Annotated in this window: 11 protein-coding genes; 4 read left to right on the top strand and 7 right to left on the bottom strand. The window is 47.8% G+C overall.

The genetic code is table 11. The features are described from left to right. Positions 1-120: 120 nt before the first annotated feature. Positions 121-714: a MamS/MamX family magnetosome protein gene (locus U2F10_RS27185; protein WP_163668436.1), complete on the top strand. Its 594-nt coding sequence runs from the start codon at positions 121-123 to the stop codon at positions 712-714. 206 nt (positions 715-920) lie between these two features. Here U2F10_RS27185 and U2F10_RS27180 read toward each other — a convergent pair whose 3' ends face one another. Both U2F10_RS27180 and U2F10_RS27175 read right to left on the bottom strand, forming a co-directional pair. Then, positions 921-1,904, bottom strand: coding sequence for a hypothetical protein (locus tag U2F10_RS27180; protein ID WP_163668438.1), 984 nt, complete (start codon positions 1,902-1,904; stop codon positions 921-923). Positions 1,905-1,955: 51 nt separating this feature from the next. Then, positions 1,956-2,114, bottom strand: coding sequence for a hypothetical protein (locus U2F10_RS27175; RefSeq protein ID WP_499873820.1), 159 nt, complete (start codon positions 2,112-2,114; stop codon positions 1,956-1,958). A gap of 63 nt (positions 2,115-2,177) precedes the next feature. Between U2F10_RS27175 and U2F10_RS27170 the strand changes: the two genes are divergently transcribed. Next, positions 2,178-3,650, top strand: a complete 1,473-nt coding sequence (locus U2F10_RS27170) for a C45 family autoproteolytic acyltransferase/hydrolase (RefSeq protein WP_163668440.1) — start codon at positions 2,178-2,180, stop codon at positions 3,648-3,650. An 11-nt stretch (positions 3,651-3,661) separates the two neighbouring features. Continuing rightward, positions 3,662-5,227 (top strand): alpha/beta hydrolase, encoded by a 1,566-nt coding sequence (locus tag U2F10_RS27165; RefSeq protein WP_163668443.1) that lies wholly within the window; start codon positions 3,662-3,664, stop codon positions 5,225-5,227. A gap of 161 nt (positions 5,228-5,388) precedes the next feature. Here the strand turns inward: U2F10_RS27165 and U2F10_RS27160 are convergent, their stop codons facing one another. From U2F10_RS27160 to U2F10_RS27140, 5 genes are all read right to left on the bottom strand, one after another. After that, positions 5,389-7,329 carry a CHASE2 domain-containing protein gene (locus tag U2F10_RS27160; RefSeq protein WP_499873818.1) on the bottom strand — a complete coding sequence of 647 codons (1,941 nt, stop codon included), beginning with the start codon at positions 7,327-7,329 and terminating at the stop codon, positions 5,389-5,391. Positions 7,330-7,377: 48 nt separating this feature from the next. Beyond that, entirely contained in the window at positions 7,378-8,244 is an 867-nt protein-coding gene (locus tag U2F10_RS27155; protein ID WP_163668446.1) for a FecR family protein, read from the bottom strand. 340 nt (positions 8,245-8,584) lie between these two features. After that, positions 8,585-10,246, bottom strand: a complete 1,662-nt coding sequence (locus tag U2F10_RS27150; RefSeq protein WP_499873817.1) for a DEAD/DEAH box helicase — start codon at positions 10,244-10,246, stop codon at positions 8,585-8,587. Between the two features lie 85 nt (positions 10,247-10,331). Further along, positions 10,332-10,760: an NUDIX hydrolase gene (locus tag U2F10_RS27145; protein WP_163668450.1), complete on the bottom strand. Its 429-nt coding sequence runs from the start codon at positions 10,758-10,760 to the stop codon at positions 10,332-10,334. A 137-nt stretch (positions 10,761-10,897) separates the two neighbouring features. Next, positions 10,898-11,995, bottom strand: coding sequence for a cobalamin-independent methionine synthase II family protein (locus U2F10_RS27140; RefSeq protein WP_499873816.1), 1,098 nt, complete (start codon positions 11,993-11,995; stop codon positions 10,898-10,900). 409 nt (positions 11,996-12,404) lie between these two features. On the opposite strand from U2F10_RS27140, the gene U2F10_RS27135 reads away from it, so the two are divergent. Continuing rightward, the gene (locus tag U2F10_RS27135; RefSeq protein WP_499873815.1) at positions 12,405-15,605 is read left to right on the top strand and encodes a TIR domain-containing protein; all 3,201 of its coding nucleotides are present in this window, start codon (positions 12,405-12,407) and stop codon (positions 15,603-15,605) included. Positions 15,606-15,637 lie beyond the last annotated feature (32 nt).

Raw genomic sequence — 15,637 nt, 5'->3', positions numbered from 1 at the left:
AGTTGAGATCCTGAACCGAAGTGAGCCGCTAATTTTTATAACAACCACTGGAGCCTTTAGTCAGCTAGAGGCTTTATACTAGAACCGTAAGCAATATTAGAGCTTAAGGGAGAGCGTATTATGAAACGCCGCATTGCCTACGTTACTCTTCCCGCCTTAGCTGGAGCTGGTTTAACTTACTTCGCTCTGATCGCCACACCCCTAAGAGCACAAATGGTAAACAGACCGATGTTTGACTCTTCAAATGCTCAGTCTGATTGGGTGGTGCCCAGACATGCACAACGAGGCCAAGGTCATGGTTGGAGACATGGCCATAGACATGGGCATAGACATGGTGGTAGGCACTGGGGTGGCATAGGCCCCTGCCCAATGTACAACGGAGCCTATGATGCCAGTACGCTGGAAACAATCGGTGGTCGCGTGACTAATATTGAGCGAGTAGGTTCAAGACAAGGCATATGGCTACAGGTTGAAACAGACCAAGAGACTTTTAGAGTTCACCTGGGTCCAGCCTGGTATTTAGAAAACCAAGAGGTCAACATCACCACGGATGACACGATTGAAGTGACGGGCATTCGGGGTGCCTGGGGTGGAGAAACAACCTTTGCGGCCTCAGCCATCAACCATGCCAACCGCACCATTGAACTGCGAGATAGCAATGGATACCCATTGTGGATGACTTGGCAAACAGACCAAAACTCAGAAGTTTACTAGGATTAAGTTTCACACCTGAGCACTATTCTCCTTGGCGATATCCTCAGGGACTGTCTTGGCTACAGCCTCAGCATCCCCTGCAATCATCACGACCTACAGACCCATTTGCTGTAATCGATCAACAGCTTGGCGCACTTGTTCTCGAACCTTGTCAGCCAAACCAAACAGGGCGATTAGACGGGTCTCTTCCATAAAATGGAAAGATTTCATCCAAACTGCACATGTACGCGGCGAACTTTGATCACCTGTTGGTAAATGACCTCCTTGTAGTCAGCAGGTGGCACCATCGAATCCAGCTCAGACATCAGCTGATCGATGGATTGAATCTGGGTTCTCAACAATCCCATCACATCCATATCAAACGTAAACTCAATCGATGTCAGTCCCCGAAAACGTTCGTTTAACACCGATTGCCATGTCGGCTCATAGGCTAACCAGTGATATCCCTGGACGTTAATAGCATTGGGGGCCGTGAGGGGACGGGGGGCATACTCAAAGACCTTGCGATATCCCTCTTTATCCGCCACCGTTTCATCACCACTCACTGACTCAATAATAATTTGAGTGGCACCTAAATCACTTAATAGCGTGATCAGTTCTTGCTCTCGTTCCTCAAACAACATTGAAAAATAGTTGTTTACAGGGTAGTAAAGATGGCCCTTATCCTTAATGTTGTAGGGATAATGTCGATACATTTGTCCTGGGATCGGATGTTCAGGGGGAAAATGCACCTCAGCAGGTAAGTTATCAGGCGCGACCTGAGTGACCGATTGAGCATACCAGGGCGATAGATCCAGCTGGGCTAGCTGCTTAAACAGCAGTCGGGCATCGTGGTTACGGCGATTAATACGATTATCTAAACCAGGTTTCTCATACTGATGTTGAAGAAACGTATGAATTGTCCAAAATAGGGGAATGGCCGCCCCTGGTAGTGACAACGCGGTTAGCGTCGGCAATGAATTAATACTGGTCTCAGTGATAAAGGCCAAGGATTGGATCGCCTTTCTTAATTCAAGCTCCCCACGGGCAATTGATACATCTGTTTGTCCCTTAAAAACAGCTTGATTAATCTGGCCAGGATCACCGGAAGCTTCACCATGGGCCAGTACGTATAGAAGAGGTTTAGACAACGACTGGTTCAAGGCTGCCTGGGCATTGACACCCGCTTTTTGATGTTTGGTTCGAAACATAGCCTACTACCACTAGCCTGACCATTGTACATTTAGAGTCAAACGATGGTTCTAGATCAAAGGGCTGTTCAACAACAGAATCTTAATTAAGACTTTTTGAAGATTACTTGCCATATTGACAGTCTGACCATCCTCAGGGTGAGGCTCCCATTCAAAGGTTGGGTCCGTTCCATCAATGTATTGGGTTTTCATTCTGATCGTTTGACCCATGAATTTAACCCTTGTAAAGAATCAGGCTTGAAATGTAAAAATCATCGTTTTCCCGAGGATTCGGTGGAGAGGCCATGGTTTACACTTCTCAAGTTAGGAAAAAGTGGAACAATACTGACCCTATTAACGGCTGAGGTAACTACCCTTATGCAAGGCATTAAGCATCTATGGAGCCATTCTATAAATCGTAAGCTCAGATTTCTGGCCATTGCTCTTTTGGTGGCAGGCCTGTTTTCTGTCTCAAGTACGTTGGGCGCTTCACAAATATCATTGGCCCAGACACCTACTGACATCGTGGCTAGCCCATGGCAGCCTAAAACCGGCACCTGGCAACCAGTGCCATCCCACCGAGAAGATTACGGCAAAATCAAGGTGGTTTGGCTCCAGGGAACGCCCTACGAGATGGGTTACCAACAAGGCAGTTTACTCAAGGATGAGATTGCTTCTATGGGGCGTGAAGTGATTTCCTCCCTAAATTTTTTGGGTCGTGGATTGGCCCTTTCTCGGCTGGCTCGAAAACGGTCGTTTCCCGGTGTGGCAGAGGAATGTCGCGGTCTTGCTGACGGTGCAGAAGGGAGTGACCTCAATTATCACGGTTGCATGGTTCTGGCCCTTGGGGATGTGTATCAGGATTATTTCACACACTTGATCCCCAATGTTTTGTTTAATGTTGGCTGTGCTCACTTTATTACCTCTGGTAGCGCCACAGTAGATGGGAAAATGTACCACGGTTGGACTCTGGACAATGGAGAAGAGCCGATTCCCTACTGGATTGATCACCCGACGATTATGATCCGTCAGCCCAATGAGGGAATTCCCCATGCGTTTATTGCGATTCCCGGTGTGGTGTGGCCCAATGCGGGGCTTAATGCAGAGGGCATCGTTGTATCTAACAACACGTCTCGCCCGGCGGATTATGAAGAGGTTTCGCTGCAGGGGCGTAGTACAGTGCAGCTGATGGCCCAGGTGGCGCAGTATGCCAGCACCTACGACGAAGCTAAAGCGATTATGACTTCCCATGAGCGGATGCGGTCGAACCTGGTGATTATTTCCGACTATAAATCTAAGCAGGCGGGAGTGTTTGAACTGCTGGGGGATGAGATGGGGCTGCGGGAACTCAGTGATGATGGTGTGTTGTATATGACCAACCATTTTGCTGACCCAGATTATGTAGGTCGCGATCGCACCTATGGCGAGTCTAGTTTTAGTCGTTTCAAAAGTTTTCAGCAGCTGTTAGAGCCCGGTGGCTCCCGGTCGCTCTATGGCCAGATGAACCCTGAGAAAGTGGTACAGGTACTGCGCGATCGCACCAATCCCAATACAGGTGAAGTCAGTGATCTATCGATCTATGACGACAACACCAGCATCGGCGGCAATGGCTCCCTCCGCCAGGTGGTATTTGACCCTGAAAGCTTACGGTTCTGGGTGGCCGCCGGAGACATCCCCATTCCTGAAAATCCCTTTACCTGTTTCTCGTTGGGCGAAATGCTCGGTCTGCCAAATGCTCAAGCCTGTAATGCCCCTGCCATTAATTAAGGAAGTTGACTATGGAACCTGACAAGTCAGGATTTGCGAGATTGTACCCTGATCTGCCTCTTGTCAAAACGTTAGTGGCAGGTCTCATTACGGGCATTACCCTGGGCATTTCTCCCCTGTTTGGTGGAGTCGCCCAGGCCGCCGACACCGTTACCATGCAGTTTCTTGATTTACGGGCTAGTTTGCCCGTCAGCGATCTCGAAAAATTTGCTGATGATGGCACCTTATCGCCAGCACTACAGAACTTTTTGGGGCGCACACCTATTCCAGTAGACGCCCTATCTGTTCTACTGGATGCTGCCATTCCTGACACGGGTATTCCCCTGGGGGATAGCGATATTCAGTTTCTCTTATATCAGCTCAACAAAATAGTAGGAAACCCTTCTATCCGGGCAGATTTGACCCCATTGGCCCAGGCGCTTAATTCTGCCTATTTGGACGATAATATGTCAATTCTGGAATTAATCAAGCGCTATCCCGAGGATGAAGTTCGCTTTGATATCCGAGAGCTAGGGATTGTTTATCGAGATGTCAACCTTTTTGTTGAAACGCTGACTCCTCTCTTTAACTTTTTTAGTGAGCTGCTGCCCGACTTGGTTTGTGACTGTGATGTTACAGACGTGGCTTATGCAGATTCTGTCCTGGCAACTCACTCTTGTAGTCCCTCAGAACATACTATCTCCGTGGCAAGAACTAAAGCCCTAGCCACGGTGGCTCAAGGATCTAGAACACCCGAGTCGGAGAGCCAGTTCCTTAGCCAGCAAACCAGCAATAGCGTCAATGAAACCTCACCCCAGCCACGACATCCCGTGGAAGTCACCACCACCCTGGGGCCTTTGCTGATATCGATCTCGACGGATGAGTTGGTCACGTTTGTAGAAACCGGGGAACTGCCACCTAGCTGGCCCCTCTACATGAAGATAGCTGGTGTGGACAAAGAGAATTTTCGTAAGATTCTCACGTCTGAATTTGAACTAGATCTACTGTCATTGGATCAGTTTCTCAACCAGTTATTGGGAGAATATATCTTGTTTCAGCTGGGACGGATTATCCATACCCCGTCTCGACAGGGCAATATCCAGGCATTGCGGGGGACAATTTTGCTATCGGCGGCGGATGACAACAAAGCATCACTACTGGAAATTTTGCAAAAATACCCAGCCCGAGAGTTGTTTGTCGATATTGCCACCCTCAGTCGGTTTGGTCGAAACCTTGATGCGAGGGGTGGCGTGGGCACGGCCACAGCGAGTCTTGAGGATCTCTTAGTAGAGATACAGGTTGCAGTGGCAGCCGATATTTGCGACTGCGATCGGCCAAGTGATCCCACTTTTGTCAGTGCCCATCATCAGTTAGTGCCCAATAGCTATCGAGTCGCGAACTTAACCGATCCAACCACAATCGTGCCGCCCACGGCTATTGGAGATCTGGTTTATCTTCATGGGGGCGAGCCCTGGGAATTTGTCACCTCAAAGAATGATGTTGGCCCCCACCATTACATCAGTACCTATCGAGAGGCCATCGAGAAAGAAGTTGAGACAAATCAGCCGCGAAATTTCCCAGTTTCTGGGGTTAATTGAGTTGGTCGGCACACGTTCTCAAGTCTTCTTTCTCTATCTGCTAGTTGATCAAGGGGCTATTCCAGTTGGCATCAACTTGATCCCGGCAGCAATGCCTTGGCTCAGTGTAAAACTGGATTCCCAGCTTACACGAACGTCTAGAAGTTCAAGGCTAGGGAAACTTAGCTTTGGACTTTGCCCATTTCACCTAAGGTATATACAGTTGTTTGAGCCGTGCGTCCCCGCAGTTGAATTTGGGCTTTCTCAGCAATAACAGTGTACTGATCCGCCACATGTTGATAAGTGGCCTCGCTCATCAAAATTGGATAAGGAGAGTTTTTAGTAAGCTGCTTGGTCATATCTTGCAACCTTGCTGCAATATTGACAGTGTCACCAAAGAGAGAATAGTTAGCTCGATAGCGACTGCCGACGGTCCCAGCCACTAAGTCACCTGTATGTAACCCGATGCCAAATCTCACGGTGGGTAATCCTTGAGCCGTAAACTCTTGATTTAAATCTTTTAATCTTTCTACCATGGCCATACTTGCACCAACGGCGGCTAGAGCATCTTGCTGAACAGCATCCTTACCTGATCGCGATACTGGTGCGCCGAATGCTGCCATAATAGCATCACCAATATACTTATCGACGACACCACCATGGGACATAATGCACTCAGTCATCACCTCAAAATAACGATTTAACCACGAGAGTAATTGATCAGATGGCAATGTCTCAGCAATTGTTGTAAAACCACGAATATCAGTAAATAATAAGGTGGCAGTCAATTCTTGGGAGTGAATTTGCCCTTTAGTCAATAGTTCTTCTTTATGCTGCCAGATGAAGTTGGCCATCTCTGGAGATAAACTAATGGCAAAGAGATCGGTTAATGCTTGACGCTCTCGTTGTTCTGCCACTTGGAGGAACATCATACCTAAAAGTGTTGTACCGATGGGGGCAGCCATCGGTAGCCACAAACCGGCTATAAAGCCAAGGTAAGTGATGACAAACCACGCAGGAATCAAGGCTATTACAAAGATGAGACGTCCCCAGAGCCGCATAGGTTTTAATATCAGGCTGCTGCCCATGGCACTCAGCATGATTAAGGCGAGGGTCCAGCCTTGGGGAAGTCGATTGAGAAAACGATTGTTTAATAAGTTGTCTAAAAGAGCTGCATGTAAATATACTCCAGACGTGGGAATATCTTGTTCAAAGGGAGTTCTAATAGGATCTTCCACTGTGCCCACCACTCCAGTAGCCGTGTAGCCTACTAAAACAATTTTATTTTGAAGTTGATCAATAACAGCACTACCATTTAAGATCTCTGAGAAAGAGAGTGTTTTTAGCCCTTGGTGAGATTTCTGGCCTTTGCCAGGACGTGTCAGTCCTGGCCAGTTGATCAGCATGGATTGAGTTTGATCAAACTGCTCAGGATGCTCTAAAAACTGAACTGATTGTTCTGATAATGTGGTGGGGGTCTCTGTGATGAGTTGTGTCAAATTCTGTTGGTAGACGTCCAGCAGGGCAATGGCAAAGCTGGGGGCAAATGATGTTTGATGTCTCTCGTAGAGAAACCCTTGACGGCTGAGTCCATCTAGATCTGGTGTATGTTTGACATGCCCTAATTGGAAGAACCCTTGGGCAGGTGTTGTCAAGGTAGGTGTAACCTGGATGCTGTTACCTTTGCCATCTCCGCCAACGGCCAGAACGACATTGCTACTAAAGCTGATGCTCTCTGCTAGCTGTGCATCTTCAGGGGTGGCTTCTGGCATGAGGATATCGAACCCCACAGCCGCTGGTTGCGCTATCATTAAATGATCTAGCAAGGTGGCGTAGAGGTCGCGAGACCAGGGGTATGGACCATAGGCTGCCAAACTGTCATTATCAATGGCAACCACGACAATCCGATCATCCCACTGGAGTGCTCCAATGCGATCGCGTGTTAGGAAAAGGCCAGTATAGGCCATTTGCTCTAGGGGCTCCCACAGACCTAAGCCAAAGAGGCTTACGCCTAGGCCTGCTGCTGCCAAACTTGGGCCTAAGAACATATTGACCCAGTGCGATCGCGCCTGACCGAACCCGTTGCGAATGTTATCCTGAACCTGCTGCAAAAACTGCCTCATAGTCCATCATTCAGAGAACTGTTCCCATCGGTGCTGGATGTCTTTGTTTCAATCATTGGATAACCAGGGCAACATTCGATGTGTGCGAGATTCACCAACCGCGTTTTGAACTGTCAAAATAACAGGCTGGTTACGACTAGATAACTCCAGTTTTTGCTCAAAATGTCCGGTACGACTCACCGATAGTGCTTCTCCCAGGGCCAAGAGAGTATTGGCTGCATCAATCCGACCAGCCATATAAAAGTGATCATCTCTCCACTCATAAAGTTCCCATTGAATATCCAATTTACGGTCTAGGGAACGGGCAGGTGTGGGGGGCTCCCCTGGATGAATGATTGAAACCATGCCGGCATCGACTGGTACAGCTACATTTTGAGCACTGGCCTCCACTTGCCCTTCTAGGGTAGCCACATTAGTCTGTCCCGCATCATCGACGGAAACTCCAAATTCTGTGCCTCGTACTGCCGCCACACCACTAGGCGTATGTAGTTCTAGGCGTGAGTTTGGGTGAGTAAATCGGCGGACCTGTAGTCTTGCCTGACCCTGAGGGACATCGATAACAGTTGTTTTGCTACCGTCCGATAAAACAGCCAACTGTCGGATAGTAAGCCGTGTATTTTGAGCGACGGCAATCGTGCCAATACCATCATCGGCTGATAGGTGCGCGCTGGAGCGATTGCCTGTAATTAACCCATGCCCTACAGCGGTTAAATGATCGCCTATCTGGGCATTCTTACGACCACCTGCTAATGTGGTCACGTTACCGGAGATGCGCTCTACTCGTAACCATCGTTCTGCTGCCGACTGAGCTTCCCATGCGGGTATGAGGGTGATGCTAATGGCCGTTGTCGCCACTAGAGAGCCTAAAATGACCTGCTTCAATCGTTTGGGTCGCAGCATAAGACGCACGTTCATATTTGTATATCTGCTTGTACTCATAAGCAAGAAATAGCAAGAGAGCTCGCTAAGGCTCTCCACTATTATTTATGCCCCACCGTTATTTCTAAAGCCCCGTGGGTAGTCTAGAATCCGGACTATTTTTTTACTTTTATGTTCTAAGAGTTTTTGTATGGACCTAATTCAAAGGCACACAGGCTGTTTGCGTGAATAAATAAATAGGGATGAGAAATCAGCCATATGCCTTTCTGAAATCTGTACTTTGGCGCTTATCAGATGCTCAAGCAGTTTTCCAATAGGATGTAATCTGGCTAGTCCAATCACTTTAAATCAGTATTAGCAGTATTCGTTGAACCCGTTATTGAGATTGAGCCATGCCTTCATGAATTGCTAGTTGTTTCCAGCTGCCAGGGCCAACTTCTTTTTCAAACTCATAGGCAACCCAATCGTCTCGTCGACCTAAACGACGAGCGCTTTTTCTGAGATAGTCGAGAATAGTGAGTTGTTGTTCCCAACTGGGGCGATGGCCATAGATAGACCCACGACACCATTCTGCTTGGGCTTTACGCCCCGTATGTTCAAAAAAGGAACGCTCAGCCCAGGTAGGTGCATAGTTACTTTTAAAGGCTCGTCGACGATGGCCGTGAAACAGTTGCACCAGGGTGGGAATGTCGTTGATTTGATGGGCTTGCTGAGAGGAATATATCTGCACCATGTCTTCTAGCATAATGGGCCGATCGTTGACCCACTGGTGACCACACTCAGGGCATTTAACAATAAAGGAATAGACAATCAGACCACAGGCAGGACAGGGTTTAGTGGGGGCAGGACCACCCTGACCAGAGGACTGACTGCGGGTGGGTAGGGTATACTCACGAATGTCTTCGGGAAAGCCCAGACGCTCTAAATTACCGGCCTGGTCCAGAATAATGCCATAACGTTTGCCGGTTTGTGGGGAAATCCGCATCACCCGTCCCAACTGCTGAAAGTGCAGTGCACTGGATTTGGTAGGGCGTAGCATTAAACCGACTTCCACACTGGGCTCGTCAAAGCCGATGCTAATAACGTTGCAAGAGGTCAAAACGAGTAGTTCTGCCTGGCCCAGGGCATCGTAGAGGCGCTTGCGTTCTTTTATGGGTGTGTTGCCATCGACCGTATCCGCTGAAATGCCTGCCTTGCGAAACTCTTTGGCTACGTTGCGAGCATGTTCCACATCAACACAGAAGGCAATGGTGCGTTTGCCGGGCACCAGACGCTGCCATTCTTCAATGATACGTTCTACCAATTCGGGGCGATCGCACGCGGTCTTGAGATCTTTCTCATCATAGTCACCGCCCTTGGTACTGACCTTTTCCAGGTTAGCCATGCTGTCCATGGGCATACTGAAATACTTGAGGGGAGCCAGGTAGTTCATTTGCTGTAGCTCGCTGGGCACAGGCGATGCCACTAACGTGTCAAGCACATCCCCTAACTGCTCTCTGCCCAGGCGTAGAGGGGTGGCTGTCATCACCAAATGCACGGCATCAGGGTGGGTTTTGTGCATCACCTGTTTACCAATTTGGCTGAACATGGTGATGTGTCCCTCATCGTAAAACACGACATCGGCAGGCCAGTTCTTCCACCAACGCCGCTTGGCCATGGTTTGAATACTGGCAATTTGAATGGGAGCCTCTGGATTTTCTGGCCAGCCTGCTTTGATAAACCCGCAGTCCAATCCAAAGGACTGCATTTTCTCGTAGGTTTGCCCCACAAGTACATCCAGGTGCACCAAAAACATCAGTTTACGACCGGCTGACTCAGCATGGGCACAAATTTGCCCGCTGATCACGGTTTTGCCTGCGCCTGTGCCAGCAATAATGGCAATGCGGCTGTAGCCCTCATTCAGTTTTCGATAAAGGTCGTTAACCAGGTCTACCTGATAGGGACGTAGCTTAGGTGGGGCAGCCTGGATTTTAGCTGGTGGGGCGTCATCCGCAGTGGGATCAGCTGGAGGTTGATTTTTGGGTGGCACCTCGGCCATAGGCATTATTGACTGATTTGTTCGCTCTTCACAGGGTAATGCATCTTGTGAGAGACGGGAGCATGATGGGCCTGAAATCGTTGGATCAAAGCTGATCGATAAATGTAAGTAAGACTTTTTGATGGGGGGCACCCAGGGGTCTGTCTTCGCCTAGCTTCGGGGCGTATTTATAGCCACGTTGCACATCTTCAATGGTGCACAAACCCAGGTCTTGGCCTTCATTCAGCGTCAGGTCTGCAACGGACACGGTTAATTCGGTGTGGTAAAAGTGACGAACAACGCGCTCATCTTCACTCCTTTCAAATAACGTGATTGTTGTGGGCGTATAGTCAATCTCTTCTTGGAGCTCTCTTAGCACACCCGTCTCAGGATCTTCGCCGGGGTCTAGATGCCCACCAAAAAAGCCCCAGTGACCAGGAAATAGAATCGTTGGTAGATCGTCCCGTAGTTGCATCAGAAACCTATCGTTTTGATAGATGATTGCCATCGCAACCTCAACTTTACCACCAGTCATCGAGTGCTTTCTCCCTTGAAGTCAGCCTTTAGAGTACCTCGATTTACCTAAAACTATAGGCCTAAAACTATAGGCCTAAAACTATAGGGTGGCCACAGGGCAATCAGCTCGGTTTGGTGGATATCTGGCAACCGGGGTTATCTTAATTTCTCATAGGCCATGCGTGTACCCTGAACACGGGCTGTAATTTTTGCAAAGGCGGTCTCTCGACTGGTAACGACGTCATCACTAAAGGGAGAGAAACCACAATCATCGGTCGTACCGAGCTGATGGATGGGAATGTATTTTGCGGCCAATAAGATGCGATCGCACACCGTTTCCACAGACTCAATCTCTTCATTCACCACATCAATAACCCCCACATAGACCCGTTGATTAGGACGTAAATTCTCCCCGATAATCTGCAAAGACTTTTCAGGGTTCGCTTCGCTGGCCATCTGCATGTAAAAATTACCTGCATTTAGCCTCAATAACAGGGGAATCAACTCACCATAATCCACATCAGCACTATGGGTTGAATCATGGTCACCCCCCGGACAGGTATGTACCCCAATGCGTTGACGCTCATCTTCATCAAAATGAGAAAGCACCTGATTATTCAGCTCAATAAATTGTTGCAATAACTGCTTTGATGGATCCAGTTTGACCGCCAGACGCCCCTCGGTAAAGTCAATTTGTACCTGGTGTGCGCCGTTGTCAAAACAGCTACGGATATCGGCAACAGCCTCCTGGATCAAATCAGACAAAAACTGCTCCCGTGGATAATCAGGAAGACCAGCCTCTGGGTAAAGCAGACTCATCGCTGAGGCAGCAATAACAGCCTGTTTCACTGGACGAGTGGCAAACTTCCTGACACGGGGCAAATAGGAGCCTGCATAGTTGGCATATTTGAAAGGTCCCTGCGTTAAGCGGGGCAGTTGCCGAATATGGCCATCCTCAAAGGGGATAATCATGCCATCGGCGGCCAGGTTATTCAGCCCTTCAAGGGGATAGGTAACAAAGCTAGATTTTGTCTGTTCACCATCACTGACCACAGGAGAACCAGTGGCTTCAAACTGTTCAATGGTGTCACGCACTGCCTGGTCGAATAAGGTATCCAAGTCTTCGGGGGTCATAGTCCCTTGCTGGCAAGCGACCATAGCATCTTGTAACTCGCGAGGGCGAGGGATACTACCGACGGGTTCGGTAGGAATTCCTGCTAACGGGAAGTCGTTATTAGGGGGTCGGGGGCTCATGGACCAGTCTCCTGAGTAGATGGCAATGTAGATGGCAATATTATTCTGAGCCGTTAAATATTAGCTAACTTTACAAGTGTTGGCAGTCTCTTTAGGGAGTAAGCCTCAAATCTCTCTGAATTTTTCACCTTCAGTTCGACGCAGGTCTAATGATACTGTGCCGGGTGTGAAATAATATTCACCTGCCAATCTCAGTTCAAAGTCAAGCCCAGCCATTCAACGGGCCTCCATAGTTTGATTATCTAGACCAACATCTTAGTCTTGCCTGCTATGGGTGTGCTTGAAAAAGCAGTTGCTCTCATGAACGATACTTTTGTTGCTAATGATTAAGCTTAGCTGACAGCATAAATGCAACCGTTTGCCCTGTGGATACCATAGAAAAGTCTATCTCCCCCCATGGCCACAGTTTATGGCAGACTTCAAAGATGTATTCATCTCCTACGGGCGTCCTGACAGTAAGGGATTTGCAATTAAGCTAAAAGCCCGTTTAGTAGAAGAAGGCTTTAATGTTTGGCTAGACTTAAACGATATTCCCCTGGGCGTTGACTTTCAAAAATACATTGATCAAAGTCTGCATAAGGCGCACAATGTTATCTTTATCATTTCTCCCCACGCCGTTAACTCGAAATATTGTGGCTTAGAACTTGAACGGGCACTCCAGTTTAAAAAACGGATTCTTCCACTGCTACATATCGATGAAATATCACGCGAGACCTGGCAACAAAGAAATCCCCAGGGAACAGAACAGGATTGGTTGCAGTATCAAGCCGAGGGACGACACTCTTGCCATCCCAATATGCATCCAGCGATCAAAAAGCTTAATTGGGCATTTTTTCAAGACGACAAAAATGATTTTGAACTGGCACTACAAGATTTGGTAGCCTTACTCAAAACAGAAATTGACTATGTGCAACAGCATACTCAATTGCTCAATCAGGCATTGACATGGTTAGATCACCAGAACCAGACACGCTATCTCCTCACCGGAAAAACCTGCCAAACGGCCACAGAGTGGTTAACTCGTAATAATGAATTAGTGTCTTGTGAACCGTCAGAATTGCACTGTGAATTTATTACCCAGAGCATCAAAAATACCCAAAATTTGATGTGTCAGGTTTTCCTCTCCTATGCAGAGGAAGATGGGGAAAATGCCACCAAAATTCGTCGTAGTCTCACTCAAAGAGCATTTACAGTGTGGACTAGTCGTACCGATATTGTTACCGGGGAAGACTTTCTATCGGCGATCCACCGTGGCATTGAGCAAGCGGATAATCTCATTTATATGATTTCACCTGAGGCAATGGTGTCTAAATACTGCCAAGATGAGCTGAACTATGCGCTATCGTTACATAAGCGCATTATTCCAATTCTGGCTTGCCCCACAGATATTGCGCAGATTCCAGAGGTAATACGCGCCATACAATACATTGATCTGACGGATAATGTTAGAGAAGAAGATTACTTGTTAGATGAGAGCCAGCTCTTGCAGGTGCTCAAACATGAGGCTAGCTACCATGAAGAGCATAAGACTTTATTAGTAAAAGCACTGAAGTGGCAACGTCAAGAAGATAATCCCAGTATTTTGTTAAAGGGCCATAGCATTAGCCACTATGTGACCTGGCTTAAACTGGCTAACCAGCGGCCACTATATGGCCCAACTGAGTTGCAGAGAGATTTTGTGGGGGCGAGTGCGCAACAGTCACCGGATGTGACTTTGGATGTTTTTATTGCGTCGGCTGCAGCCGATCTGGACTTTGCCCGAAAATTAAATGAAACGCTACAGGTGCAAGGGCAGTCCACCTGGTTTGAGCAAGAAAGTGTAGTGCCTGAGTCAGACTTTGAAGAAGAACTCAAGGCCGGGATTACCGCATCTAAAAATATTGTCTATATTCTGTCGCCAGATGCAGTTGCTTCAGCCAAATGTAAGAGCATGATTGATTATGCACTGGCTTTCAATAAACGACTTTTAGTGATTCTTTATGGAGAAACCCAAGATACCAAGTTGCCTGCATCCCTAAAAGAGTTTCCACGGTTTGATTTTAGACAGCAGGATGGGGATTTTTTAAGTAACTTTGGTCGACTCTACCGTGCCCTTGAGAGTAATCCCCAGCATACTCGTGAGCACACGCGTCTGCTGATTAAGGCGACAGAGTGGGAACAAGAAAATCAAGATGATGACTTTTTGTTGCGGGGACGACGGCTCACGGCTGCTGAAGCCTGGTTGAGCCAGGCACATCAAAATATGCCTCAACCAACAGAACTACAATGCCGCTATATCAAGGCCAGTCGGGAATTACCATTACGAAGAATTCGGCCTATTTCTGTTGCTTTATGGAGTATAGCGACTGGTTTATTGGTGGCGTTTGCCCGTATGGTCGGTCTGTTTCAACCTATTGATTTAGCGGTCTATGATCATTTGCTACGGCAGCGACCTGATGAACATCTAGATGACCGATTTACATTAATTGAAGTGGATACCAGTAGTGGTAAATATTTGCGAGATAAGCTAGTTAATAAAGACTATCAGCCTGGGATCGGTACGATTCCAGATCAAGCATTATTAGATGTCTTAGACAAATTAGAAGTCTATTCTCCCAGGTTAATTGGCTTGGATTTTTATCGAGATTTTCAAACTGATCTGCCTCGACTTGCCCAGAAACTACGCAACACTGAAAACTTGATCGGTATTTGTAAAGCCCAAGCAGGGGAGGCCGATGCGTTAGCAGCAGCAGGACAACCTGACGATCCTAATTTACAGGGTTTCCATCCCATTTATGAGGTTTTACCTCAAGATTATCCGAATCGCATTGGGTTTAACGATTTGCTTGATGATGGGGATCTGCGGGTGCGGCGTCATTATCTATGGAAAACAGAAGATGCTGAATTTTGTGATGTGCAACAGGCTTTTAGCTTAACCCTGGCCCGTCGCTATTTAGAAGGTGAAGGGGTGGCGTTTACCGCCCCTGCGTCCTATGGGCAGCATGGCAGTATATTTCTGCAACCTCACAGCATGCGGGTTGGTAATGTCGGGGTGCCACAACTGAGGCCAGGAGGTCGTGCAGCTGGCTTATATTTTGACTCTACGAACCTCAAGGGGTACCAGACACTGCTTAACTTTCGCACAGTGGATGGTCACCCTGAAAAGTTTGCTGTGTCAATACCCTTGCAGGATGTGTTAGAGGGAGATCTTGAGCCTGACCTGATTCGAGATCGCATTGTTCTGATCGGCATTACTGATCTCTCAGAAAACGCGGATGTTTGGAATACGGCCTATCAGGATATGCCTGGTGTCATTATCCATGGACAAATGGCGAGTCAGTTGATTAGCGCTGCCTTAGATGGTCGACCGTTAATTTGGTGGCTGCCGTTGGATAGAGAAGTGCTGTGGATTGTTGCTTGGTCAGCCTTAGGTGGCTTAATCGCATGGGGGTTTTATCGTCCGCTACCCCTGGTGTTAGCCATGGGGGGGGGTGTTTTAGTCATCTATGTGCTCAGCTGGGGAGTGATGATTACCTTCGCGGGATTTTTACCCATGGTGCCTGCGATTTCAGCTTTATTAGGTACCGGTAGCATCATTCTTTATTACAACTATCGCTTGCGGAAAGTCTGATTGATCAACTGTAATTAATGGTGCTCTAGCCT

This window comes from Leptothoe sp. EHU-05/26/07-4 (assembly GCF_043421015.1).
GTDB classification, from domain to species: Bacteria; Cyanobacteriota; Cyanobacteriia; order Phormidesmidales; family Phormidesmidaceae; genus Leptothoe; species Leptothoe turfae.
Note: the sequence above shows the minus strand (reverse complement) of the source record. Positions and strands in the feature narration are given on the sequence as shown.

Excerpts from the sequence above, each read along its gene's own strand:
- U2F10_RS27175 (WP_499873820.1), bottom strand. The coding sequence starts at position 2,114 with ATGGGTCAAACGATCAGAATGAAAACCCAATACATTGATGGAACGGAC.
- U2F10_RS27185 (WP_163668436.1), top strand. The coding sequence starts at position 121 with ATGAAACGCCGCATTGCCTACGTTACTCTTCCCGCCTTAGCTGGAGCT.
- U2F10_RS27155 (WP_163668446.1), bottom strand. The coding sequence starts at position 8,244 with ATGAACGTGCGTCTTATGCTGCGACCCAAACGATTGAAGCAGGTCATT.
- U2F10_RS27150 (WP_499873817.1), bottom strand. The coding sequence starts at position 10,246 with ATGGCCGAGGTGCCACCCAAAAATCAACCTCCAGCTGATCCCACTGCG.
- U2F10_RS27165 (WP_163668443.1), top strand. The coding sequence starts at position 3,662 with ATGGAACCTGACAAGTCAGGATTTGCGAGATTGTACCCTGATCTGCCT.
- U2F10_RS27180 (WP_163668438.1), bottom strand. The coding sequence starts at position 1,904 with ATGTTTCGAACCAAACATCAAAAAGCGGGTGTCAATGCCCAGGCAGCC.
- U2F10_RS27135 (WP_499873815.1), top strand. The coding sequence starts at position 12,405 with ATGGCAGACTTCAAAGATGTATTCATCTCCTACGGGCGTCCTGACAGT.
- U2F10_RS27145 (WP_163668450.1), bottom strand. The coding sequence starts at position 10,760 with ATGACTGGTGGTAAAGTTGAGGTTGCGATGGCAATCATCTATCAAAAC.
- U2F10_RS27160 (WP_499873818.1), bottom strand. The coding sequence starts at position 7,329 with ATGAGGCAGTTTTTGCAGCAGGTTCAGGATAACATTCGCAACGGGTTC.
- U2F10_RS27140 (WP_499873816.1), bottom strand. The coding sequence starts at position 11,995 with ATGAGCCCCCGACCCCCTAATAACGACTTCCCGTTAGCAGGAATTCCT.